General features: G+C 56.1%; 18 protein-coding genes. 9 read left to right on the forward strand and 9 right to left on the reverse strand.

What is annotated here, in order from left to right:
• Positions 1-131 precede the first annotated feature (131 nt).
• From HU770_RS03175 to HU770_RS03200, 6 genes are all read left to right on the forward strand, one after another.
• Complete coding sequence (locus tag HU770_RS03175) at positions 132-1,391, forward strand: glycosyltransferase family 4 protein (RefSeq protein WP_346014119.1); 1,260 nt, start codon at positions 132-134, stop codon at positions 1,389-1,391.
• Positions 1,388-2,248, forward strand: coding sequence for an SDR family oxidoreductase (locus HU770_RS03180; RefSeq protein ID WP_186659305.1), 861 nt, complete (start codon positions 1,388-1,390; stop codon positions 2,246-2,248). Before HU770_RS03175 ends, HU770_RS03180 begins: the two co-directional genes overlap by 4 nt.
• A 21-nt stretch (positions 2,249-2,269) precedes the next feature.
• Positions 2,270-3,280, forward strand: a complete 1,011-nt coding sequence (locus tag HU770_RS03185; protein ID WP_033700690.1) for a polysaccharide biosynthesis protein — start codon at positions 2,270-2,272, stop codon at positions 3,278-3,280.
• Positions 3,273-4,397 carry a UDP-N-acetylglucosamine 2-epimerase (non-hydrolyzing) gene (gene wecB, locus HU770_RS03190; protein WP_156310840.1) on the forward strand — a complete coding sequence of 375 codons (1,125 nt, stop codon included), beginning with the start codon at positions 3,273-3,275 and terminating at the stop codon, positions 4,395-4,397. Before HU770_RS03185 ends, wecB begins: the two co-directional genes overlap by 8 nt.
• A gap of 195 nt (positions 4,398-4,592) precedes the next feature.
• Entirely contained in the window at positions 4,593-5,519 is a 927-nt protein-coding gene (locus HU770_RS03195; RefSeq protein WP_186663016.1) for an NAD(P)-dependent oxidoreductase, read from the forward strand.
• Entirely contained in the window at positions 5,516-6,646 is a 1,131-nt protein-coding gene (locus HU770_RS03200; RefSeq protein WP_186659310.1) for a glycosyltransferase family 4 protein, read from the forward strand. Before HU770_RS03195 ends, HU770_RS03200 begins: the two co-directional genes overlap by 4 nt.
• A 48-nt stretch (positions 6,647-6,694) precedes the next feature.
• Here HU770_RS03200 and HU770_RS03205 read toward each other — a convergent pair whose 3' ends face one another.
• The 4 genes from HU770_RS03205 to HU770_RS03220 all read right to left on the reverse strand — a co-directional run bounded on the left by HU770_RS03205 (position 6,695) and on the right by HU770_RS03220 (position 12,201).
• A complete protein-coding gene (locus HU770_RS03205; protein WP_186659312.1) occupies positions 6,695-8,083 on the reverse strand; it encodes a hypothetical protein in 1,389 nt (462 codons plus the stop codon).
• A 169-nt stretch (positions 8,084-8,252) separates the two neighbouring features.
• Positions 8,253-9,872 (reverse strand): hypothetical protein, encoded by a 1,620-nt coding sequence (locus HU770_RS03210; RefSeq protein WP_186663017.1) that lies wholly within the window; start codon positions 9,870-9,872, stop codon positions 8,253-8,255.
• Positions 9,873-9,932: 60 nt separating this feature from the next.
• On the reverse strand, positions 9,933-10,838 hold the full coding sequence (locus tag HU770_RS03215; protein WP_033700682.1) for a glycosyltransferase: 906 nt from the start codon (positions 10,836-10,838) through the stop codon (positions 9,933-9,935).
• On the reverse strand, positions 10,825-12,201 hold the full coding sequence (locus HU770_RS03220) for an MATE family efflux transporter (protein WP_186659318.1): 1,377 nt from the start codon (positions 12,199-12,201) through the stop codon (positions 10,825-10,827). Before HU770_RS03220 ends, HU770_RS03215 begins: the two co-directional genes overlap by 14 nt.
• A gap of 294 nt (positions 12,202-12,495) precedes the next feature.
• On the opposite strand from HU770_RS03220, the gene HU770_RS03225 reads away from it, so the two are divergent.
• From HU770_RS03225 to HU770_RS03235, 3 genes are read left to right on the forward strand one after another with little or no spacing between them, the layout of a single operon-like run.
• The gene (locus HU770_RS03225; RefSeq protein WP_346014120.1) at positions 12,496-13,464 is read left to right on the forward strand and encodes an NAD-dependent epimerase/dehydratase family protein; all 969 of its coding nucleotides are present in this window, start codon (positions 12,496-12,498) and stop codon (positions 13,462-13,464) included.
• Positions 13,461-14,474: a glycosyltransferase family 4 protein gene (locus tag HU770_RS03230; RefSeq protein ID WP_033700680.1), complete on the forward strand. Its 1,014-nt coding sequence runs from the start codon at positions 13,461-13,463 to the stop codon at positions 14,472-14,474. The genes HU770_RS03225 and HU770_RS03230 overlap by 4 nt, the downstream gene beginning before the upstream one ends.
• A gap of 60 nt (positions 14,475-14,534) precedes the next feature.
• Positions 14,535-16,532, forward strand: coding sequence for a nucleoside-diphosphate sugar epimerase/dehydratase (locus HU770_RS03235; RefSeq protein WP_033700679.1), 1,998 nt, complete (start codon positions 14,535-14,537; stop codon positions 16,530-16,532).
• A gap of 215 nt (positions 16,533-16,747) precedes the next feature.
• On the opposite strand, the gene HU770_RS03240 is transcribed toward HU770_RS03235, so the two are convergent.
• The 5 genes from HU770_RS03240 to HU770_RS03260 all read right to left on the reverse strand — a co-directional run bounded on the left by HU770_RS03240 (position 16,748) and on the right by HU770_RS03260 (position 24,157).
• Entirely contained in the window at positions 16,748-17,824 is a 1,077-nt protein-coding gene (locus HU770_RS03240; RefSeq protein WP_186663019.1) for a DUF6270 domain-containing protein, read from the reverse strand.
• 641 nt (positions 17,825-18,465) lie between these two features.
• Positions 18,466-20,637, reverse strand: a complete 2,172-nt coding sequence (locus HU770_RS03245) for a hypothetical protein (protein ID WP_186663020.1) — start codon at positions 20,635-20,637, stop codon at positions 18,466-18,468.
• A 626-nt stretch (positions 20,638-21,263) separates the two neighbouring features.
• Positions 21,264-22,241 (reverse strand): D-glucuronyl C5-epimerase family protein, encoded by a 978-nt coding sequence (locus tag HU770_RS03250; RefSeq protein ID WP_186663021.1) that lies wholly within the window; start codon positions 22,239-22,241, stop codon positions 21,264-21,266.
• Positions 22,242-22,474: 233 nt separating this feature from the next.
• Positions 22,475-22,858 carry a hypothetical protein gene (locus tag HU770_RS03255; RefSeq protein ID WP_095064128.1) on the reverse strand — a complete coding sequence of 128 codons (384 nt, stop codon included), beginning with the start codon at positions 22,856-22,858 and terminating at the stop codon, positions 22,475-22,477.
• Between the two features lie 72 nt (positions 22,859-22,930).
• Positions 22,931-24,157: a glycosyltransferase family 4 protein gene (locus tag HU770_RS03260; protein ID WP_033700675.1), complete on the reverse strand. Its 1,227-nt coding sequence runs from the start codon at positions 24,155-24,157 to the stop codon at positions 22,931-22,933.
• Between the last annotated feature and the right edge of the window lie 2 nt (positions 24,158-24,159).

Consider the following 24,159-nt stretch of genomic DNA (forward strand, 5'->3'; position numbering starts at 1 on the left):
GTGGTGATGGCGCAATGACTGTATTCCGCAGGCCAGCGCTTGCCATCTGATAGCTTTCGCGCCCGCTACCGCGAGGGTTCAGGGCACTTCATGCAGCACCGATACCGCCACGCCCAGAAGGATAAGTCAGTGTGACGCAAGCCCCTTTGAAAATTGCTGTGGTCAGCCAGTATTTCTACCCTGAGAACTTCATCATCAATGATATCGTTCGGGAGTTGAGTGCGCTGGGCGTGCATGTCGAAGTGTTCACGGGCAAACCTAACTATCCAGGTGGAGAGGTTTTCCCAGGTTATACCGCCAATGATCCTGTCGAAGATCGCTTCGCCGACACGGTTACAGTTCACCGTGCGCCCCTGCGGCCGCGCAAGCACGGTGGCGCGAAAAACCTCATCCTTAATTACCTGTCGTTTGTTGCCAATGGTGTCAAGTATTTCAGACGCCACGCAAAGCGTAGCAAGTTCGATATCTATTTCGTCTTTGCGCCGTCACCGATCATTTCCGTCATCCCTGCCCTCGCCATGAAACGCGTACACCGCGCGCCGGTTTTTCTGTGGGTTCAGGATCTGTGGCCAGAAAGCCTGGAAGCTACCGGCTTCGTGCGTAACAGGTTCCTGCTGTCCATTGTCGGGCTGCTGGTGCGCGGGCTGTACTGGGCGGTCGATGTGTTATTAGTGCAGTCGCGGGCGTTCATCGAGCCGGTCAAGCGCTATGCGCGGGCAGACAAGATCAACTATTACCCCAATTCTTACCTGCAGCAAGACGAGTCTGGCGAAGTCAGCCCCTTGCCCGAATCGCTGACGGCGCTGCTGCGAGCGCATTTCTGCGTCGTCTTTGCCGGCAACCTGGGCAGTGCTCAGGGGTTGTCAACCGTCATCGAAGCCGCACGTACCCTGCAGGCCGAGCAGTCGCAAGCCAGAATCGTGATGGTAGGCACGGGTAGCAAGGCCGTATGGCTGAGCGAAGAAAAACACAAGTGGGGGCTGGATAATCTGATCATCACCGGGGCCTACCCGCGGTCGGCAATGGCGGAGCTCTTCGCGCTCAGTTCGGCGTTGCTGGTTACACTCAAGCGTGATGAGATTTTCAGTTTTACAATTCCAAGCAAGGTGCAGGCTTATCTGGCAGCCGGCCGGCCGATCATTGGTTGCCTGGACGGTGAGGGTGCCCGCGTGATCAACGACGCTGGCGCCGGTATAACCTGCCCGGCGCAAGACGGTGCCGGGCTCGCAGCCTGCATACAGTCGATGCAGACGATGTCCATGGAGCGGCGCGAGCAGATGGGCGCCAAGGCACGTGCCTACTTCTTGAAACATTTCGAACTCAGGGCGCAGTGCAAGACACTGGTGCGAATGTTCGAACAACGGATTGAACAGGACAAGACGACGCGATGAACATATTGGTATTGGGTGTCTCGGGCATGTTGGGGAGCGCCGTCTTCCGGTATTTCTCGGCGAATTCGCAACATCGTGTATTGGGCACCCTGCGGTCCTCGTCCGCGCTCAGGTATTTCACGCCGCAACAGTCAGAGTGCCTGTTGACCGGGGTCGACGTGCTCGATGCCGACGCGCTGATGGCGGCGTTTGCCAAAGCGCGCCCCGACGTGGTGATCAACTGCGTGGGCCTGATCAAGCAACTGGCCGATGCCAAGGACCCGCTGACCGCCTTGCCCATCAACGCCATGCTGCCTCATCGGCTGGCAACCTTGTGCCGGGTAGCGGGCGCGCGCCTGATCCATGTCAGCACCGACTGTGTGTTTTCAGGTACCAAGGGCATGTACCGTGAGCAGGATGAGTCTGATTGCACCGACCTGTACGGTAAATCCAAGTTCATCGGCGAACTGCATGACCTGGACGATGCGGTGACGCTGCGCACTTCGATTATCGGCCATGAGTTGCAGAGCAACGCCTCGCTGGTTGACTGGTTCCTGTCCCAGCAAGGCAGTGTCAAAGGTTTCAACAAAGCGATCTTCTCTGGGCTGCCGACTGCCGAGCTGGCCCGGGTCATGCTGGAGTACGTGATTCCAAACCCCACCTTGAAGGGGCTTTATCACGTCTCGGCCGAGCCTATCGACAAATATGAGCTGCTCAAGCAAGTGGCTCAGGTATACGGCAAGGACATCCAGATCGTGCCGGATGACAAGCTGGTCATCGACCGCTCGCTGGACTCCTCGCGCTTTCGCGCCGATGCCGGCTACCAGCCGCCAACCTGGCCGGCGCTCATAGAATTCATGCACGCACAGCGTCAATAACGTATTACAAGGAGCGCACACGTGTTCGATAACAAAATTCTAATGATCACCGGTGGTACCGGCTCTTTCGGCAATACGGTACTCAAGCGTTTTTTAAACACCAGGGTCAAGGAAATCCGCGTCTTCAGCCGTGACGAGAAGAAGCAGGAAGACATGCGTATCGCCCTGGGTAATGACAAGGTGAAGTTCTACATCGGCGACGTGCGCGACTATCAAAGTGTTGCCGAGGCGATGGTCGGGGTCGACTACATCTTCCATGCTGCAGCGCTCAAGCAAGTACCGTCCTGCGAGTTCTACCCCATGGAAGCGGTCAAGACCAATGTCATCGGCACCGAGAACGTGTTGAACGCGGCCATTGCCAACGGCGTGAAGCGCGTGGTGGTACTCAGTACCGACAAGGCGGTGTACCCGATCAATGCAATGGGCATTTCCAAGGCCATGGCCGAAAAGCTCATGGTCGCCAAGTCGCGGATGATCCCTCAGCAAGGCCCGGTGATTTGTGCGACCCGTTACGGCAACGTGATGGCTTCGCGTGGCTCGGTGATACCGCTGTTCGTCGACCAGCTCAAGGCCGGTAACGAGCTGACGGTGACCGACCCGAACATGACGCGCTTCCTCATGTCGCTGGAAGACTCCGTCGACCTGGTGCTGCACGCATTCGAAAATGCCGAGCAGGGCGATATCTTCGTGCAGAAAGCGCCAGCGTCGACCGTCGCAGACCTGGCAGAAGCACTCAAGCAGCTGTTCAAGCGGGAAAACCCGGTAAAAGTGATCGGCACCCGCCATGGCGAGAAGCTCTATGAGTCGCTGATTTCCAGAGAAGAGATGGCCAAGGCCGATGACATGGGCCGTTACTACCGTATCCCTGCCGATAACCGCGACCTGAACTACAAGAAGTACTTTGTCGAAGGCGAGCAGCATATCTCCGAGCTGGATGACTACACCTCTCACAATACCGAGCGGCTTGATATCGAGGGCATCAAGGCCCTGCTGCTGAAACTCGACTACATCCAGGAAGAACTCAATGCTTAAGGTCATGACCCTGGTCGGTACTCGGCCCGAACTGATCAAGATGAGCCGCGTCATCGCTGAACTCGATGAGCAGGCTAACCACATCCTGGTGCACTCCGGGCAGAACTACGATTACGAGCTCAACCAGGTGTTCTTCGACGACCTGGGTATTCGCAAGCCGGACCACTTCCTGGGCGCCGTGGGTACGACGGCGGCCGGTACGATCGCCGAAGTGATTGCCAAGTCGGATGAAATCTTCGAGCTGGAAAAGCCCGACGCGCTGCTGCTTTACGGCGATACCAATACCTGCCTGGCGGTGATCGCCGCCAAGCGTCGCAAGATTCCTGTTTTCCATATGGAAGCGGGTAACCGCTGTTTCGATCAGCGCGTGCCGGAGGAGCTCAACCGCAAGGTGCTCGACCACCTCAGCGACATCAACATGGTACTGACCGAGCATGCACGGCGTTACCTGTTGGATGAAGGTATTCGCCCGGAAACCATCATCAAGACCGGCTCGCACATGCAGGAAGTGCTCGACTACTACCGGCCGCGAATCGATGCCTCGACGGTGCTGGAGCGTGAGGCGCTGGAGGAGGGCAAGTACTTCATCGTCAGCACGCACCGCGAAGAGAACGTCGATACGCCGCAGAACTTGCGCGACCTGCTTGCCTCGTTGCGCGCGCTTGCCGATGCCTATGGCCATCCGATCATCGTCTCGACCCACCCACGCACCCGCAAACGCCTCGAAGACCTGGGTGAGAGCCTCGATCACCCGCTGATCCGCTTCGTCAAACCTTACGGCCTGCTGGACTACATCCGCCTGCAAATGGGTGCGTTGTGCGTGCTCTCCGACAGCGGGACCATTACCGAAGAGGCTTCGCTGCTCAATCTTCCAGCAGTGACCATTCGTAATGCCCATGAGCGGCCCGAAGGCATGGACGAAGGTACGCTGATTATGTGCGGCCTCACGCCGGATCGCGTACTGGATGCCGTTCGCGTGGTGATCAGCCAGCATGACCGCACCCATCGGGTGATACCGGTGGTGCAGGACTACCTCGGCGGCCCGGTGTCCAAGCAGGTCGTGCGTATCGTCTACAGCTACACGGACTACATCAACCGCACGGTCTGGTCCAAGTAAAGCACCTCGCCAAGGCTGCCCGTCGGTTGATCTCGGGCAGCCCTGCATCTCTACCGTGCCCAGCACCGGCATGCCCCGGCGTGCCGCCCACCGACCCCAGCAATGCCTGCCCCTCTGTTACGCGAGGCCCGGTGGTGCGACCGAGTGGGGCAAAGGCGACTGCCGAAACAGGCCGCATGGAGGATTGAACAGCACATGAACAAGCTGGTGGTTATTGGGGGAAGCGGCTTTGTCGGCCGGCACTTCCTGGATTTATGCAGTGCACTTCGTGACACCGAAGTCGTCTATGCGATTCACCGTACCGAACCTGACTGGTTGCGCGCCGCCAACGTGCGCATCGAACGGTTCGATGTGAATGACCCCGAATCGCTGGCGGTCATCCTGGCGCCCGGTTGTACCGTGATCAACCTGCTAAGGCCAGATGGCAGCGGCTGGTTCGAACCTGCCATCGTCAATGTGCTGAAAGCCTGTGAGCAAGTGCCGGTGAAGCGCTATGTGCATGTATCCAGTATCGATGTCTTCGGCGCTGCCCCGGACCCGGTGGTCGATGCCGCTACCCCGATCCAGCCCCGAACCCCCTACGAGCGCGAGCATGCCGCTGCCGAGACCTTGGTGCGGGCGGTGGCGGCCAGCCGTTTTGAAGTACTGGTGCTGCGCCTGGGTGCGGTGTTTGGCGATGGTGGGTTGAACATCGTGTCGTTCGTGCGTGAAGTTTCCAGTGCCCCGGCCTGGAAGCTGGGCTTGCGCCGGGTGCTGTACGGGCCGCGGCGTATGCACCTGGTCAGTGTCGAAAAGGTGGTGCAGACGTTGGTGTTCGTGGCGCAAGTGCCCGAGATACGTCAAGGCGAGGTGGTGCTGGTGACCGATGATGCGGCGGCCGAGAACAACTTCGGCTACCTGCAGGATGCCCTGCTGAAGGCATTCGGGCGGCCATCGATCAGCTACCTGCCGCATGTGCCCCAGGCCCTGTTACGGCTGCTGCTACGCCTGCGCAATGTCAGCAATGCCAACCCCATGCGACGGTTCAGCGAAGCCCGGCTTGCCGAATGGCGGCAGCCCCCGACGGCAGACTTCAAGCAACAACTGCACCGCTACATTGCAGTGCTCAAGGAGTCGGCATGAAGGTACTGCTGGTCAACATTTCACTCGATGCCAAGCTGGGCGGTGGCACGGCCGAGCGTACCCGCCACCTGGCCACCCATCTGGCAAAGGCGGGGAGCGGTTGTGCAGCCATCGCCATGACCGGCAACTCCTGGCAGCGCGAGTTCGATGAGCACGGCGTGCAAAGCTACATCACCGGCCGCATCGGCCAGCACTTTCCCATCCCGTTGCTCAACCCCTGGCGTGCCTGGCGCCTGGTGCGCAATGCCGATGTGCTGCACATCATGGGTTACTGGAACCTGCTGAGCGTGGCCATGGGCCTGCTCGCGCTGTTCGCAAGGCGCCCCTACGTTTTGTGCCCGGCAGGGGAATTCGCTTCGGTAGGGGCGCCATCAACGATCAAGAAAGCCTTCCACTTGAGCGTCGGGCGCTGGCTGATCAAAGGCGCCTCGGGCTTCATCGCGATTACCGACCTGGAGCAGGGCGTGATTGCGCAGGTAGCTGACGTCCCTCAGGCCAGTGTGCCGGTGATCGGCAATGCCGTGGCCGAGCCAGGCGAGCAGCAACAGGCACCCACCGTCGTTGTTCCCGACGAACCCTTCATTCTGTTCATGGGGCGGCTAGCCCCGGTCAAGGGGCCGGATTATCTGATTCAGGCCTACCTCGATACGCCAGCCGCGCAGCGGTACCCGCTGGTGATGGCCGGGCCGGATTTTGGCATGCAACAAGCACTGCAGGCACAGGTGGGCGCGTCAGGGTTGGCCGAGCGGATCCACTTCATCGGTTTTCTGAATGAGGCGCAACGCACCCAGGTCTATCGCCAGGCGATGCTGCTGGTCATTCCGTCGCGCTCGGAAGCCATGTCGCTGGTTGCACTGGAGGCAGGCGTGGTCGGGCTGCCGGTACTGCTGACCGACACCTGCGGGTTCAACCAGGTCGAGGATGTACAGGGCGGCATGGTGGTTCCAGCCAGCGCTGACGGCATCGCTTCGGGGCTGCAACGGATGCTGGAAGATGAGGCTGAGCTCAAGGCCAAGGGCGCGCGGCTCAAAGCCTTCATCCTTGGGCATTACACCTGGTCGGCGACGGTTCAGGTCATGCTGCGTCGCTTCACCCAACTGCTGCGCAGTGGGTCGATGAAGGATTGAGGTGGCGCCGTGCCCGTAGCATGGGCTACGTGCACGGCGCCAGCGGCTTCAGGTAGCTGGCTGCTGGAGGTTCGATGCAGACTTGCGGCGCCCGGCCAGCGTCGAGCTGCAGATGAACATGGTGAAGGCATAGGGCATCCAGACGATGGGCCGCTGGTAAATACTCAGTGCGAACAGCGCGAAGAACAGCAGCACCCACAACCGGCGCTTGGCATTATGCGTAATGGCCAAGGTCAGGCTGATCATGCTCAGGGCGAACAACAGCGCCCCTATCAGGCCGAAGTCCGTGAGCAATCGCGTGACAACCTGGGACACCCCGCCATACACCACGCTGGAGTCAGCGCCCATGCCGAACAGCAAGGTCTTGGTGTCAGCATCGAAATAGCGCGCCAACAGTTTGTCCATTTCCGGCAGCGACCGGTTATTGAGGTACTGAGTCTGGCGAAGGTGCTGCTCTGGCTGCTGGGTTGCCGGCACTTGCGGCGTTGTCGCAGCATCACTGGCTGACCCGTTGGCGGAGTCGGCGGCGGGTGAGAACAGTAGATCCCCACTCTGAGTTACTGCTTTTTCATCCGCTGCCTGCGCGGCTGCCTGCGCGACAGGTGGTGGCGGCGGTGCGCTGGGCTTGATGATGCCCAGCACCAGCAGGCCGAACAGGCCAAGCACGGCCAAGGGCAGCAACGTGATCGGTGAACGGGCCTGTACCAGGCGGAACAGGAAGCCCAGCGATGCCATGACGATAAATGCCAGCGAGAACGACAGTACGCCGCCGACGAAGATGATCAGAAACGGGAAGGGCTTTAGGCGGAACCGGTTGCCCGCCAACAGGAAGGCGGCGAGGGTGCCGACCATGCCAGGTTCATCGTACATCGCGCACAGCCGGTACAGTTCGCCTCCCCAGGGAAGCGACAGGTTGTTGCCCGACAACAGCAACGCGCCCGGGGCATGCAAGTAGTACCCGCCCGCTTCGGCCATTGTCGGGTTGAGCAGGGGCACGCGGTCCAGCGTAATGGGGATGTTGGCGATGGCACACAGGGATACAACGATGCCAGGGATCAGGCTGATAGCGAAGATCCAGCCAAACCACTGCAGCACCTTGCCGCGTCGCTGGTCGGAAAATACACACAATGCCATCAGCGTTGGGAGTACGAAATACCAGCGCGTGGTGGTGCCGTCGATCTTGGGTAGCATGCTGATATAGACCACGAACAGGCAGATCAGGATGAACCCTGGCAGCTCGCGCCGGCGTGGCCGATCACCGAGCAGGAATGCAGCGACGGCCAGGCAACCCGAGAGCAGCCCTGCAACCGCCATATGGCGCAACGAATACCAGAGAAAATACGGGTTCAGCGTCACCCACGCACACAGCGCAAAAAGCGGCGCTACGCATGCATCGAGGGACGGGGTCGCGCTGTAAGTCCTGATAGCTGCTGTCATCGTAGGGGATCTGCCTGATCACACCTGGGCATGCCGCTTGCTGGGTTCAGCAGCGGCATGTGCCTGGTCTGTAATAATGAGGGTTGACCTAACTGTGACAAAAGTTGAGCGAAAGTGTGCGCTACAAAACACGACGTTCGTCGGAATTTTCTTACAACTGCGACAGGGGCTAAGGGGTCGCTATGAGGGATGCCTGACCTGGCCGTGGCGCAATCACCAGGATGCGTGCCAGATATAACCCTGCGATGAAACCCAGCAGTTCGATCAGGAAGAAGAACTGCACGCGAGGGAAGTTGGTTTGCACCACCAGATACGCCAACGCTACGCCTATGGTGGCTTGGGTGAAGATATTGCCGACCAGCTGGCTGGCCAGCCGTTCGGCCAGGGTGCCGACCAGGAACAACAACGCCAGGCCCCCTGCCAACAACGCAAGATTACCGCTGTAGAGCAGGATGGCAATCGGGCCCGGAATGGTCATGAAGGTGAAGTTTTCGAAGGTCTGGTACTGCGCATCCGACATCCGCTGGTAAATTGCCTGGGTGCCGCTTTCCGGGCGCTCGGCGAGGCTGCGGACAAACAGCGGCCAGCCGGTGTCCTCGTGGCTGACGACCGCCAGTACGCCTTCCAGGCCTACCCAACGGTCCACCACCAGCTTGCTCAGTTCCATGAGCATGCCTTTCCAGCGTTCGCGCTTGATCTGTGCTGTTTCTTCGGGTGGCATCACGGGCAGCGGTACTGCCTGGGTGGCGATGCGCAACAACGGCATGGCGGGGGCGAGCATGGCCGTGACGGCTTGGGCGGCGTCGGCGGGGACCAGGGTCATGCCGCCGAGCGCGAGGTTCGGTTGGGCGCTGGTTTGGTTGGCAGCGCTGGCCAGTAGCTGGCTGCTGACGGCAACCGGTGCCCCGACCGGCCTGGCCTGGGCGAACGAATGCAGGCGATCGGCGGAAACCAGCAGCAGCGAGGCCACGAACAGCGCTGCGGTGACGGCCAGGATCCTGGCCCACTGGACCACGCGTAACGCCGTGACCAGCTCACGGCTGTGGGTAAGGTAGACCACGAACGGAGCCGCAACGTGGAGGATCATTTGCGCCCGGCTACCCATGGAAACCGCCGTTATCGCGCCTTCCAGAATGAGGATGTAGAACAGCACCTCCAGCTTCATCCTGCGTGCCTGCACCAGCCAGTAACCCAGGGTGGCCAGGAGGATCAGGTTGCCCCAGGCGATCATGAACGATACCAGCACATAAACGACGCTGGGCAGCTTGAGGGCGGGTTCGGTGCCTACCTTGAGAATGGCGTACTTGAAGTTGAGTGCCAGCAGCAGGCCAGTTAGCGCCAACGCCAGCCACAGGGCGGGTACCAGCAGTGCCCGGGGCTTGTCGACAGAGATGGCCACCGGGGGCCGCTGGCGTGAGGCGATGGTTTGGCAGACCAGCAGTGTGGCGAAGGTGATGTTCAGCGCCATCAGCGCGGCGTCCCACAACTGCGGTGAGTCGTCGAAGGCGCCTATCGGTTCGATGAACTGGGTATCCAGGATGAAGTGCAGCACCAGCTTTGCCCAGCAGCCAAGGATCAGAAAGGCCAGCAGGAAGAACGAAAAGAAGCTGGTGCGGTTGTTCAGCACGCTGCGCACCAGCAGCGCTGCCAGCGCGCCATTGAGCAACAGCGGCAGCAGCGAGGCTGGATAATTCAAGGCTGCCGCGACCGTGGCGATGGCCACGACCATCATCGCCGTGACTTGCAGGTAGCGATTGCCCAGCAAGTGCCCTTGGACAGCTTGAATCATTGACGCACCCCGGTGTTGCTGTTCAGTTGAGTGTTGCGCTGACGCTGCCCTGGCCAAGGTTCAGGCTTTGGATTTAGGCCTGACGATAGTCAATACATAGCTGACCATCTTGCGCGACAGGAGCGAAGAAGGGTCGAGCAGGGCCGCCTTGCCCATGCGCGCCAGGAACAGCGTATAGCGGCCAGAGAAGCCGTGCATGAAGCCAGACAGCATCAGGGCATTGGCCAGCGCCTTGCGCTTCCAGCCCAGGATGGAGGGCGACAGCCCGCGCGTCTGGTACAGGCTGTTGATTACCCGCAGCGGCTCGTCGGAGCGTTCGGCGTTGCAAGGGTTGTAAGTGGTCGAGCCGGAATGGATGCGAAAATCTGCAAGCGGTGTCGGCACGCGGGTAAAAGGCCCGTGTTGGCAAAGACGCAGGAAGAAGTCCATGTCGGGGATGTTGCGCAGGCCAGTGTTCCAGCCGCCCACTTGCTCCCATACCGAACGGCGGAACAACGCCCCCGGCCCAGGCAGGCACTGGAAGTTGGCGATCAGCAGGCGCTCTTCATAATCAGGGGTGTGCACGGTGCGTACAGGTTTGGAGTCTTCGTCTATGACGCAGAAGTCCGGGTAGGCCAGCACCGCCTCGGGCGCTTGGGCCATGGCGGCGACAATGGCCTCGACCGCGCCCGGATGCAGCCGATCATCAGCGCTGAGGTAGCCCAGCAGCTCACCGCTGCTCTGTTGCCAGCCAAAGTTCATCGCTGCGCTCTGCCCGGCGTTGGCCTGCCGATAACGAATGAAATTGCCCGGGTGCTGCTCGAGCAGGGCAGGGGTCTCGTCGCTCGAACCGTCGTCGACGACGATCAGCTCGACATGCGGATAGGTCTGCGCAAGCACACTGTCGATCGCATCCAGCACATAACGCCCAGTATTGTAGGTAGGAATGACGATCGAAACCTTGGGCTGTATGTTACTGGCGACCATGAGAGACCTTTCGACGGTAATAAAGGCGCACGAAGCGGCGCAATGAAGTGTAATCCGCAGTGGTGTTCAGATTGAATATCCGCTTGACGCAATAGATTTGCGCCAGTGACTGGCAGACCCCGCCGAGGCTGTATACCACGGCTAATCCGATGATTCCATACAGCCACATCGCCAGTAGCCCGGCGGCGATCATGCACGCGCCACTGACTACCGAAATGCGCATGGCGACATGTTGCTTCTGCAGCATCATCAGTACGAATCCGGCAGTGCCTGCGTAGGTCTGCGCCAGTTGCGACATGCCCAATATGGCGAAAATATAGTAAGCATCGGCATAGTCGCTGGACCATACGTGGGTCAGCAAGAACTGGCCGCACGCAATGAACAGCAGATAACCCACCAGGCCGAGCAGCGTCGCAGCGCCGGCACCGACCCCCAGCACGCGTTGCAGGTAGCGCTTCTTGCCACGCACCCAGATGCGCCCGATCGATGGTGCTACCACGGTGTTGATCACTGCCAGCGGTATCAGTACCAGCGCCGCCAGGCGCGTGGCCAGGCCATAGATGGCCAGCCCTTCGGCATCGCCAAACCAGGCGATGATCCACAAGTCGGCCTGCGACATCACGAACAGCACCACGGTGGTGGTGAGGTTGGGACGGGTTTCCCGTAGCAGGGTGGCATAACCGATGTCTGTCGCGGGCTTGCTGGCGGCTTGCGCCCGATACCAGCGCCTGAGGCTGTAGGCACCCAGCAGCGCGGTACAACTGGCCCCCACTGCGCCCGCCAGGACCAGCATGTCGAGGTTGAGTTGCAGTTCGCCCCGCCAGGCAAGGATGACGGTCGCCGCACTGGCCACACTAGCCCCGGTGGTGAGGAAGCTGGCCTGTACGAAATGGCCAAGCGCCCGGTGCTGCTCGGACAGGATGGTGGTCATCGCGGCCAGGACCATGCTGATCGAGACCAGGGGGGCAATGGCGTGAAGCAGACGCAGCAAGTCGGCGCCTTCATAGCGCGAAAACACCTGCATGAAGAGGTTGAAGCCGATCGCCAGTGCCAGGGTGGAGAGTACGGCAATCAGCAGTGTACGGCGGATTACCTGCTTCACCTGCCCGCTATCGCGGTGCCCTTGGGCTGCGGAAATACAGGCTGGTGCGGTGATGCTCAAGCCCAGTTGCCCCACGGTGGCGAGGGCAGCGATCAGCGATTGGGCCAGAAAAAACACGCCTACCGAAGCCTGCGGCATGGTCAGCGGAATGATGATGCCGGTCAGGGCTCCCGCCCCAAGAAGCAGAAAACGGCCAAATATAGCGGCAATACTCGCGGCAATCGGGGAGGAGAGCGCGTTGGTGACTTTCCCTTTGGACATGAGTTCTTATTGGCACTTGAATGGGAGCAGGGATTCTGTTTTGTTTTGCAAACCCTGTCCATGGTCTGCAAGCAGCGAGCTTAGGGCACTTTGATATCGATTAGCCGATTTGTAGTTTTCTTTCAGATTCTTTAGGGTCGTGTGCATTGAGTCAGTTTGATGACGCGCAATAGGCTATTGTGTCGTCGTTCAAGGCTGGTTTTTGTCGGAAATTTCATCGCGTGATGCAGATGCCTTCCGTTGTCATGCGATCTATCCGATAGTAATAGCCAATAAACCAAAAAAAGCGATCAGGTGAGAATGAGAGTACTTTTGACTGGCGCGTCCGGCTTTGTGGGCGCAGCGGTGCTGCAGGCGCTCAGTCGCAACGCAAATGTCGAAACCGTCATACCTTTGCGTTCACCCCTGCGCCATGTGCCTGCCGGGGTCATCACTTACCCCATTGGCGATCTCACAGACGACCAGACAGCCGAATTGCAGGCGCACAAGCCCGAGGTTGTCGTGCATTGCGCATCGCGGGTGCATGTCATGTCGGATACCGCCGTCGACCCGTTGGCCGAATTTCGCCGGATCAACGTCAACGGCACCCTGGCGTTAGCCCGTGCGGCGAGTGCTGCTGGTGCCCGACGTTTCGTCTTCGTCAGTTCGATCAAGGTCAATGGCGAGCAGACCGAACCCGGCAAGGCGTACACCGCAGACGACCTGCCACGTCCGGTCGACCCATACGGCGTCTCCAAGCACGAGGCAGAGCAGGGCTTGCTGGCGCTCGGCGCACAGACCGGCATGCAGATCGTCATCATTCGCCCTGTGCTGGTGTATGGCCCGGGTGTGAAGGCCAATTTCCTCAGCATGATGCGCTGGCTCGACCGTGGTGTGCCCTTGCCCTTCGGTGCCATCCACAACCGCCGCAGCCTGGTGGCGCTGGGCAACCTGGTCGACCTGGTGCTGACCTGCATCGACCACCCGGCAGCCGCTGACCAAGTGTTTCTGGTGAGCGACGGCGAAGACCTGTCCACCACCCAACTGCTCGGGCGCATGGCCCAGGCGCTGGGCAAGCCGGCACGTTTGCTGCCGGTGCCGGCCTGGGTGCTGAGCAGCGCTGCCAAAGCGTTGGGCAAGGCCGCGTTGTCGCAGCGCCTGTGTGGCTCATTGCAGGTGGACATCGGCAAGACCCGCGAATTACTCGGTTGGCAACCACCTGTGAGCGTGGATGCGGCACTTCTGGCAACTGCCAGGCACTATCAGGAAAACGACAAGAAATGATGCTTTTGTGGTCTCTGCCCGCTGTACTGGTGCTGTCCTTGTTGATGACCGCAGGCCTGCGCCGCTACGCCTTGGCACGCAGCGTCATCGACGTGCCCAATGCCCGCAGCTCGCATACCGTACCGACGCCCCGTGGCGGTGGTGTCGCCATTGTCCTGACCTTCCTGCTGGCCATCGTCGGGCTCATGCTGACCGGCGCCGAGGGCATCCACTCGCTCGTCGCGCTGGGTGGTGGGGGTGCCCTGATCGCGATCATCGGCTTCATGGATGACCACGGCCACATTGCCGCACGCTGGCGCCTGCTCGGGCATTTCGTCGCCGCAACCTGGATGCTGGCGTGGATGGGCGGGTTGCCACCGCTGACACTGTTCGGCTGGGTGCTGGACCTGGGGTGGCTGGGCGGTGTGCTCGCTGCCGTATACCTGGTCTGGTTGCTCAACCTCTACAATTTCATGGACGGCATCGACGGCATCGCCAGTATCGAGGCCATTACCGTGTGCCTGGGCGCGGCGTCGCTATACTCTCTGACGGGCCTGGGCAGCCATGCCGTTCTGCCCTTGCTGCTGGCCGCTGCTGTCGCCGGGTTCCTGTTCTGGAACTTCCCCCCAGCAAAAATTTTCATGGGCGACGCAGGCAGCGGTTTCCTCGGTATCGTCCTCGGCGGCCTGTCGCTGCAAGCTGCCTGGGTTTCACCGCCGATGCTCTGGTGCTGGCTGATTCTGCTCGGCGTGTTCATTGTCGATGCGACCTACACCCTCGTCAGGCGCTTGTTGCGCGGCGACAAGGTCTATGAGGCTCATCGCAGCCATGCCTATCAGTTTGCTTCCAGGGAATTCGGCAAGCATCTGCCGGTCACACTCGCGGTTGCCGTGCTGAACCTGTGCTGGCTGCTGCCGATCGCGTTCTGTGTTGCAAAGCTTGGCCTGGATGGCGCCGTGGGCGTGGTGCTGGCCTATATCCCATTGATTGTGTTGGCGGTCCGCTTCCACGCAGGCGAATGTGAAGATTGACACTAAGGTAATGTGAGCAACTCGATGTCAGGGAATTTCTGGAAACGTTTCAGAGGAGCGATGGATAAGGTGCGCGCTAAACTGCTTGCTCTACCTCGTAGGCATAAACGCTTGCTGCAGGTGTTGACCGACATCGTGCTGATCTGGGCCGCCCTGTGGCTGGCCTTTGTGGTTCGCCTTGGCATCGATGAGCTGGCCAACCCCATCATCGACCACGGCTGGCTGTTCCTCACCGCACCGGTGGTAGCCATCCCCCTGTTCATCCGCTTTGGCCTGTACCGCGCGGTGATGCGCTACTTCGGCAACGACGCGCTGATTGCCATCATCAAGGCCGTGACCCTGTCGTCGCTGATCCTGGGCTTTATCATCTACTGGGCCAGCAACCATCAGAACGTCGTACCCCGGTCCATCACCTTCAACTACTGGTGGCTGAGCCTGATCATGATCGGCGGGCTGCGCCTGGCCATGCGCCAGTACTTCCTCGGCGACTGGTTTGCAGCCGCCGTGCAGCACGTGCCTTTCGCCAGTCGTGACAACGGCCTGCCCAGGGTTGCCATTTATGGTGCTGGCGGTGCCGGCAACCAGCTGGTCGCCGCCTTGCGCACCGACAAGACATTACGCCCAGTAGCGTTCATCGACGATGACACCAGCATCACCGATCGGGTAATCGCCGGCCTGCAGGTTTACCGCCCCGAACAATTGCAGGAAATGATCGACGCCACCGGCGCCCAGGAAATCCTCCTGGCCATCCCGTCATCCACCCGCACCCGACGCCGCGAAATCCTCAACTTCCTTGAAGGTTATCCGCTGCACGTGCGCAGTATTCCGAGCTTCGTCGACCTGGCCAGCGGCAAGGTCAAAGTCGACGACATCCAGGAAGTGGACATTGCCGACCTGCTGGGCCGTGACACCGTGCCAGCGCAGGCCGACCTGCTGGAACGCTGCATCGTCGAACAGACTGTCATGGTCACCGGCGCCGGTGGTTCGATCGGCTCTGAGCTTTGCCGGCAGATTCTCGGCCAGTCGCCGAAAACCCTGCTGCTGTTCGACCACAGCGAGTTCAATCTCTACAGCATCCTCTCCGAGCTGGAGCAGCGCATTGCGCGCGAATCGTTGTCTGTGTGCCTGATCCCGATCCTCGGTTCGGTGCGCAACCAGGCGCAACTGCTCGACATCATGAAGACTTGGCGGGTCGAAACTGTCTACCACGCCGCGGCCTACAAGCACGTGCCGATGGTCGAGCACAATATTGCCGAAGGCTTGCTGAACAACGTCATCGGCACCTTGCACACAGCCCAGGCCGCCTTGCAGGCTGGGGTAGCCAACTTCGTGCTGATCTCCACCGACAAGGCCGTACGCCCGACCAATGTGATGGGCAGCACCAAACGCCTTGCCGAAATGACCCTGCAAGCCCTGAGCCGCGAAGTGGCACCGGTGCTGTTCGGTGATAGCGGCAAAGTCTCGCAGGTCAACAAGACCCGTTTCACCATGGTGCGTTTCGGCAATGTGCTGGGTTCTTCGGGCTCTGTGATCCCGCTGTTCCACAAACAGATCAAGGCCGGCGGCCCACTGACCGTTACCCACCCGAAAATCACCCGCTACTTCATGACCATCCCCGAAGCCGCGCAGCTGGTGATCCAGGCCGGCTCCATGGGCAAGGGCGGTGACGTGTTCGTCCTCGACATGGGTGAGCCGGTGCGGATTGTCGAGCTGGCAGAGAAGATGATTCACCTGTCCGGGTTCAGCGTCCGTTCCGAACGAAACCCGATGGGCGACATCGCCATTCAGTTCACCGGCCTGCGGCCAGGGGAGAAGCTCTACGAGGAGCTGCTGATTGGTGACAACGTGATTGCCACCCGGCATCCAATGATCATGAGTGCCAATGAAGATTTCATGTCGTGGGACGTGCTCAAGGATGCGTTGCGGGAGCTGTTGGCGGCGGTGGCGCATGACGACTTTGTGCGGGTTCGGCAACTGTTGCGGGAGACGGTGATCGGGTATGCGCCGGATGGTGAGATTGTGGACTGGATCTATCAGCAGCGGCGGTTGGAGCCGTGAATGAATGATGTAATGGCAGGGGTTCGGGTGTGCGCCGGCACGTCAACGCGGTCTGCAGACTTGTTGACTCTTCGAATCCGTCAACCACATGAAGTCTGCCAGCGTCAATACGGCGCTGGCCAGAGCTCGTAAAGGTCGTCGAGAAATCAGCTAGCATTAGGCTGGATGAAGAAGTCATGGCTTATGGAGGGACCATAAGCTGGTTCTAGTTAAGGTCAGGGCAGCGGTGTAACGTTGCACTTTAAGCTGATTGTCTGATCTAAATAGTCTTTGTAGAATGCCGAGACTGTTAATTCACCAGGTGTACTAGGTTTGGTAAAGCGTGCACTTTCTGAAGCGTCGTACCAGCGTATGTCATGGCGATCTCCATCAACGTATAGATAGAAAGCGAAATTTCCACTCTCGCAAATTCTGCCATTGAGTATCAATGAGCAGTGGGCAAAGACTTCGCTGTCAGTGCTATATGCGGCAACAGAAAGCCGCACCCCCATAGAGATTGGAGGTGAATCAGTGTCGATTGCGCTGTTCTCTGAGGTGTCAGGTTCGCTTTCAGTCTTCTGCTTGAGACTTATTTGTGCTAGTGCTTCTTTGTAATAGCGCTCGCAGTAGTGAAACGGTGATGCGCCCCAGCGATGAAATTCATCGGCCGATAAAAGTGTAGAGTCAAAATTTAGAAATTGACTATGGTCGAGTTCGTCACTGAGCTTGTCATACATCCACTCCAGTTCGCGATTAGCTTGATTAATAGACTCGAAACTAACAGGGAAAGCTGTATCGCTCTCTCGTTCGAATCTAGAGGCCCAAAATACTTTATTTACGATCACGCGGTCGAGCTTGTTGTGGTGCTTCATGAGATCAAGAAAAGCATGCATACCTTTCAACCACAGCTCACGGCGCTCATCAGAGCCGTGCCGGATCAACCTAAATCCATTAACGCTGCTGTCTTCCAATAGCCTGCTTTCAGCCAGTTCGCTTGAGTTCGTTATTATTTGTCCCGAGGGTAACGCAATAAGGTCGAAGCGCTCGTCAATCAAGTCGATCAGTATTGTGTGGGCTTTTTTTAATTTGTGCGGTACTGTGAGTAACTGCTTCGAGAAGTCATAGGCAACCATGCGGCGCCGAAAAGCAGAAGGTATACGATCTAACGCTTTGATGTTCTCATAAGGTGCGCTGCATAATGTGGCCATGGATGATCTTGCGAAATAATCCGTTAACTTAAAGTTACGGCTCTCCTCTAGGTTGAATATATCTCTAGATACGCAGCTGCCGTAAATTAATAAGTTCTTGATCACTCTGTTTTAGCCTTTGTCATGATAGCCATGGTTAGATATGCAAGCTCTATTGTATGGCATGTGAACGTCATTGAGAATTCATTATCCATAGGCCATGGCAGAAATGCAACGGACTCATCACCTTCGCCAGAATTCATCATAGCCCCTCCTAGTCTGGCTGTGTGAATGAGTGCGGATGGCTGGTGGCGCACGCATTGACTGCCTTTTAGCTGGCCTCAGATGCTAATCTGTCTCAGCGTCGCGGAGAGACGAAAACGGGGGTCAGCCTGGCCGCAAGAGCATTCGGAGAAAATCATATTCTTCATAGTCTCCTTGCCTTCCGCTTTGCGAGTGACGACTGCGCTCATCTGAGGGGCATAGATGTCGTAGCGTTATATTGCGGAGCACTCCATCATTCGAAGTGAATGGCATTGTTGTGCGTTAAGGCGTGATTCGATCCTAATGAGTTCTATTAAGGGTATGTGTCTGCTACATAATCCCTTGGTCTAATTATATAATTGTCTGTGGTGCAGTGGGCCTGTGAAAGCGTGGGTTGCATTAATATGATTGACAGTATTTCAATTGTTTGGTTTTGTATTGTCGTGCATATGGTTCATTAAGTAAGTGCCTCGTATGCTAAGAGGCACTCTGGCTGTGTTAGCTTAGGAGATTAATTGTATTTGGTTGGCGATTGATATAATTTTTGTATGCAGGTTTTGAAATTGTGTACCGCTTGCTTGGCCTCTAAAATTATTTTTTGCGAAGTAATAGACAGGGACTGCAAAGCTGTCAATAAGATGTTCGTTTGTTTCGCAAATTATTTTTAACGCAGAAAGAATGTTGTCGAGTCGTGAGTCGAGCATCGTGGTAAACTGTTTTTTGTATAGGTCGTAATTCTCGCACTCGACGGTACGCAGCAAACGCTTCTGCTGTTGGGTAGCTTCCCAGTCATCTCTGTTGCCATCAATCTCCAGTTTGAGATCGCGCAAGTAGGCCGGCACTGGAACTAAAGATGAAGATAGCGTTGCCTTTGCCTCATTATCCATGTCACTTTCGTATGGGTACTGAGAGATGAATGGATTGAGAGCATTCATAAGGTCAAGCTGAAGTTTCACGCTTTTATGTTCAGTGAAGCATCTTTTTTTCAATGCGAATGCAGACTTGGATTGTAAGATGGCAAACTCAGGCCCGGAGTTATCTGTTCTTAGGCTCTCGCTGCAATGAAGCCCGTTGCGGTAATAAAGGTAGTGGATATCAAACTTTTCAAGTGCGCCAGTACCGGGCAGTAAATTCAATTCTTCTGAGAAAATGGCTTTGGTGGAGGCGTGAAGTTTACTGTTGGTGCCAAATAAAGAAAGATAGCCAAACTTGTCAAAGTATCGCTCTGCGAAATCGCTTACTTCATATGTGTCGAGTTCGCCGTTCAGGTGCAGCCGTGCGAAATAAGGACGGGCTACAATTTCTCCACCGAACCCTGTAATGCGAATCGTACCAGGCCTTTGGGTTTTAAGGTTTGAATAGTTAAACGAGTAATAGGTGCCCATGTAGTAGCTAGATATATTATCGTACAGCTCTTTTGGCGGAGGCATGACAATGGTTTCCGCAGTCGTATCATGCTTGTACCCGTATTTTGAAACGATGGCCAATGCAACGTTTAGTTCGTCAGGTGCGCCGCGAGTATCTTGACTGTTAATTACTATTTTTTCCCGGTGCTCTGGGAGGTTGGTGGCCGCACTGAATACGAGTCGCGAATCCATTCCGCCGGATACATCGACGATGACGCGCTCAAATTTTTCATGCTTAGCTACGATATTGAGGTTTGATATTATCTCTTGCCTAGCGCTTTCTAAAAGCTCGTTGTACTCTTCCTTTGAAACTTTCCGGCCGTCGTGCAAAACGTTACTGATAGGTTTGTCATTTATATGCATGCCGCCGTTGTCGAAGTAGATCAACTTGTCGACAGGTAGACAAATGACGCCAGCAACATCCATGCGGCGTGAGAAGTTTTGATAGAATGGCTGGAGGCCTACGAAGTTAATTTTGGAAAGAGCAATGTCATAGTCTATTCTTAGTTCAACTCCCGCCACTTTTAGTGATTTAAGTAAGAGGTGGTAGCTGTTGCTTAAGAATGTGTTGTTATTATCTTTGTAATAGAAGATTTTTCCGAAGCCGAAATAGTCAGTCTGTACTGTAACTCGCTCACTGCGCTTAGTGACAGAGACAAAGTTTCCTATCGCGCCCCCAAGGTCCTCAGCCGCCATGTCTGCTGTTAGATCTGTGTCTCCGAATATGAATTGGGATTTGCAGATGGCTGTACCTGAAAATAGTAGTATACTTTTGCAGGGTAGGTGGGTCTCTGAAAACTGATAAATATTTAAAGATGCATTTGCGAACTTGATGTTCTGTGTTTTTATGAGTTGTGTATCTACCTCTGTTGCAAGAATGGCAGAGGTTTTGTGCGTAGAGCTTGTAAAGTGTATTAAAAAGCTCGAAAATGGCTCTTTTAATGTGTAGAGATTGGGCGGTTCAATATCTGGTAACGTGCCGCTATCCCAAAGTGCCCTTAACTCATCCAAGCAAGACTCGGTTTTAAAAAAAAGGCTGCCGGAGCGTTTTAGCGTATTTGTCCCTTCGCGCTTCAAGTGGGCCTGAATATAATAGCTTCCAGGCTCCTCAAGAGTTTTGGAGTATTCGTTCTCAGGCGTCCATTCACTGCGGTCGATAATGGCGCCGTCTTTCATTAGGTAATAATAAAATTGATCGCCAGTGCAGTGGTCTGTCTCAATTTTACATTTTATATCTGATCCGACGATTTTGGTTTCAAGTGAGAACAATCTGAAAATCCCTGTATTGAATAAGAACTGCTTATATATCGATCGAGATAGAGCTGAAATAGTGGGTGCTCAATCTACGATGATGTGTTAGTCGTGTATGGTTGCATTTTTACTAAAAACTAAATATATGTCAATGGAGGTGCGAGTTCAAATACGGATCTGTCAGCTTAATTGAGTTGTAAGCGCTTAAGCTTCTGGACGGTCAGGTAGTCGTCTGGTCCGTCACGTCGGGGGATGTTTTGAACCGCTCAGACTCTAGGCGCTTGAGTCAAAGGCACAAGCCGTTGCGCCCCAAGTAAAAATCTTCGCACGAATACGCGGCTTGTTGAGGAAAGCGAAAAGCACGGGTTGAATACCGCGACTTTGATGTCAAACTCGACCAAGGCAGCCAAATCGCCAATGGATTTTCTTGAGTACACATACACTTTTCTGACTTTTGTGCCGGGTCGCATCATGGCAGATGGGCTTCAGAAAGAATCGGGGGCATAACATCCGGGATCAAGCGACGGCTTTGTGTTCATGGCGCTTAAGGATGCCCCCCCGATTGGGCGCTGCTCTAGATGGGGAATCCTGTGAGGCGCCTTTGGCCTCACTTGGGTTTCTGTAGCGCTGCACGTCGCAATTGATCACATCGATTTGTGCGGGGTGTACAACTCCCGTGCAGTTGCTCTTCCCACGGAATAGATCTCTTTTTCGCGATCTTTGATTGACTCACGGTAGAATTTATCAAAAGCCTGATATGTGTGTTTCAGTTGCTCATCATCAGTGGCTTCAGACAGGTGCTTGGCGAGATGGACTGCTCTCGCTTGTCCGTAATCCGGAAGCTGTGGGGCTTCAATCGAGTAGGAGAAAAACTGACCTTCTAAAAGCTGGCCGCTCAGATTTTTCGACATTGTTATAATGGCTTGTTCGATGGTTTCATCGACAAAGCCCATGTCTGTCAATTTTCTGAATTTAAGGAGTGCAATCAAGGCGCCGATATGTCCGTTATAAATCCGGAAGCGCATCGTGCCGTCTGGCTGTTGTTCAGTGCCCAGTTTCTTGAAATGCTCTGCGTCTGTCTCTAGGGGGGTGAAGACATACTCGTAAAGCCAGAGGTCGCCATGCGTGTCTTTCTCGGACAACTTGAGCTTGGTATCGTTGGACGTTATCGTCGAGATGAGCTTCAATGCTTTGTTTAAGTGTTTCTCATCATGGGTGGCTTCAAATATTCGCATGTAGCCATAGGCGGTATACGCATTCATGAATGCGCCATAGAAAGGTCTTTTCATGGTGGCCCAATACATGGGGAATGAAAAGTCGTTTCTGATGTAGTTGTGATTGCCCAGTGTGTCAGTGTAGATGGAGGCCGCCAAATCCAGGTAGTCGATCTGGTCGAATACTACTTTTGATGGGCCTTGAACCTTGCAGGTGATAGCCAGTGCACATGCATTAATAGCGAAGGCGAAAGGGTTGAAGGGTTGACTGTAATCAACTACGTATTTCTCTGGCCATTGTCTGAAGAGGTCGAGGTGATGCTTGGGTTTCCACTTGCCGCCGTGTGGGCCCGTCCCCATGGCTTTGTCGAACCAGTCGTCGGTGAGTGCTTCGTAGTTAATATGCATGTGTAGCCTAGCCTGAGTTTGGGGCGGTGACAGATTGATTGTTATTGATGTTCTGGGTGCTGGTTGTTATGAGTATTGATTTATCGTTTATGCAGGTATAAGTCTGTTGAGGGGAACAGAACCAAGAGGGGTGCGGAGAGCAATGCAGGTCAGTGATAGTTCTGAAAGATATTCCCACTGTGGCGTCTCAGTAGTGGGAATATCTAGTCGTTCGGCGTGGGTAGCGAAGCAGCTTATTGCTGCTTTTCTTGCCAGTAAATGCTCACCAGTGCTGGGTTTTTATCATTGATCAAAACACCAATGGTTGGCGAGTTTTTCTTCATGTAATGGACTTTAACTGAGGCGGACTCAGCGTTGGGTTGCTCGGCAGCAACATACCCCAATGCGCGGAAGCGCTCGTCGACTTTTGCCTTGGTTTCAGCTTGAGCCAAGTTGTACTGGATATCGAACGTCTTGAAAGTACCGTTTTCGATAGGTTTGGTAACATTTTTTGTCATGTTACCTTCGAGCGTCAGCTTTTCGCCGGAAGGAAGTTGGATGTCAGTCCCTTTTTCTTCATTGCAGCCGCCCAAAGCGAGCAGGCAGGACAAAACCGCGACGTAGGTGATTTTTTTCATGTTAAGCGTTAGACCTTGGGTTTGTTAATGTAAATTTAAACTCTGAATTCTAGCAAACTTGTCGACCCTTGACTATTCAGTTTGCTCGAACTCCGAATGCTTGGGTGATGTGGTCAGCAAGTCGAAGGCCATCCTCCTTTTGATAGCTGTTCGCGAATATTTTTGTATGAAATCATTTCGAGCTGTGGGGCCCAGTTCCAGGCTCCTGAATGATCTGATAGCGGCTTCGAGATCACAGGGGCTGAATACGGCCGTATTGTGAATGCGTCTGCTTGCAAATCGACCTGGGTACCCGGACAAACCTGCCAAAATAGGTTTCTGAGTTGCTGCGTACTCGAACAGCTTGGAGGGCAATACTCGTCGGAACGCCTTCATGTCATTCAAGTGCAAGAACAGTACATCGGCTTCACGATAAAGCTTCAATAAAGAGTCACGTTTCATCGGGGGCGCGAGATAGACGTTCGTCACCTGCTCGCGAGCCAGTGCTTTCTTCAAGCGCTCGATGGCCCCACCAGATCCGATCAGATGAAAGTCGGCTTCATCCTCGAGGTGCTTGGCCAATTGCGGGACAATGAGGTGCAGGCCTTGCCCGGTACCAATATTGCCTGCGTACACAATTTTCAATCGGCGCGGTAGCGCAGGCAGGTATTGCGTGACGACCGGTGCCGGCGGCAACGGCGGCGGCGTGAGGAAGAGCTCATCAATCCCGTTGGTATGCAAGGTGAATACCTTGTCGGGGTAGCGCTTGTTAAAATAGGGCGTAAACCCAGGTGAAATAAGATTAACTTTGTCAGCCTGTCGGATCGTGCTAGCTTCAATGGATGAAAAGACAACAGAAGCTAGTTTGCCGAGGGTAGGTGGCAGTACCCCTTGCAAGGTGTCGACAAAAATATCTCGAATGTCCAGATACAGCTTGGTACCTGTTTTTCGGGAGATGTAAGCGCCCAGCGAGGCTGTCATCAAGCGCGAAGAGGTGGCAAAGATCAGGTCGTACTGTTTGCTGTTGGCTACTTTGCATACTTGGTAGGCAAACGAACCGAATGAAAACGCCTGGTCAATGAAACCACTTTTATGGGCAGGCACCGCCAGTCGCCTTACGGTCAGGCTTGGCGACTGCTCAAAGCTCGAGGCCGTGGTCTTGAAGGTATGGTACCGGTTGGGCTGTGTGGTAACGACATCAATTTCCACATGGTCGCCGACATTATCCAAGAGTGCTTTTACCAATGCCTCGGCACGGAAGGAGCCTGCCGACAGGTCCGGCGGGTAGTAAAAACTCAAAAAGAGAATGCGTGTCTTCACGG

Origin of the sequence: Pseudomonas sp. SWRI68, assembly GCF_014269165.1 — a bacterium.
GTDB lineage: Bacteria > Pseudomonadota > Gammaproteobacteria > Pseudomonadales > Pseudomonadaceae > Aquipseudomonas > Aquipseudomonas capeferrum.

Excerpts from the sequence above, each read along its gene's own strand:
- HU770_RS03235 (WP_033700679.1), top strand. The coding sequence starts at position 14,535 with ATGGATAAGGTGCGCGCTAAACTGCTTGCTCTACCTCGTAGGCATAAA.
- HU770_RS03255 (WP_095064128.1), bottom strand. The coding sequence starts at position 22,858 with ATGAAAAAAATCACCTACGTCGCGGTTTTGTCCTGCCTGCTCGCTTTG.
- HU770_RS03205 (WP_186659312.1), bottom strand. The coding sequence starts at position 8,083 with ATGACAGCAGCTATCAGGACTTACAGCGCGACCCCGTCCCTCGATGCA.
- HU770_RS03220 (WP_186659318.1), bottom strand. The coding sequence starts at position 12,201 with ATGTCCAAAGGGAAAGTCACCAACGCGCTCTCCTCCCCGATTGCCGCG.
- HU770_RS03200 (WP_186659310.1), top strand. The coding sequence starts at position 5,516 with ATGAAGGTACTGCTGGTCAACATTTCACTCGATGCCAAGCTGGGCGGT.
- HU770_RS03195 (WP_186663016.1), top strand. The coding sequence starts at position 4,593 with ATGAACAAGCTGGTGGTTATTGGGGGAAGCGGCTTTGTCGGCCGGCAC.
- HU770_RS03250 (WP_186663021.1), bottom strand. The coding sequence starts at position 22,241 with ATGCATATTAACTACGAAGCACTCACCGACGACTGGTTCGACAAAGCC.
- HU770_RS03215 (WP_033700682.1), bottom strand. The coding sequence starts at position 10,838 with ATGGTCGCCAGTAACATACAGCCCAAGGTTTCGATCGTCATTCCTACC.
- HU770_RS03230 (WP_033700680.1), top strand. The coding sequence starts at position 13,461 with ATGATGCTTTTGTGGTCTCTGCCCGCTGTACTGGTGCTGTCCTTGTTG.
- wecB (WP_156310840.1), top strand. The coding sequence starts at position 3,273 with ATGCTTAAGGTCATGACCCTGGTCGGTACTCGGCCCGAACTGATCAAG.
- HU770_RS03180 (WP_186659305.1), top strand. The coding sequence starts at position 1,388 with ATGAACATATTGGTATTGGGTGTCTCGGGCATGTTGGGGAGCGCCGTC.
- HU770_RS03210 (WP_186663017.1), bottom strand. The coding sequence starts at position 9,872 with ATGATTCAAGCTGTCCAAGGGCACTTGCTGGGCAATCGCTACCTGCAA.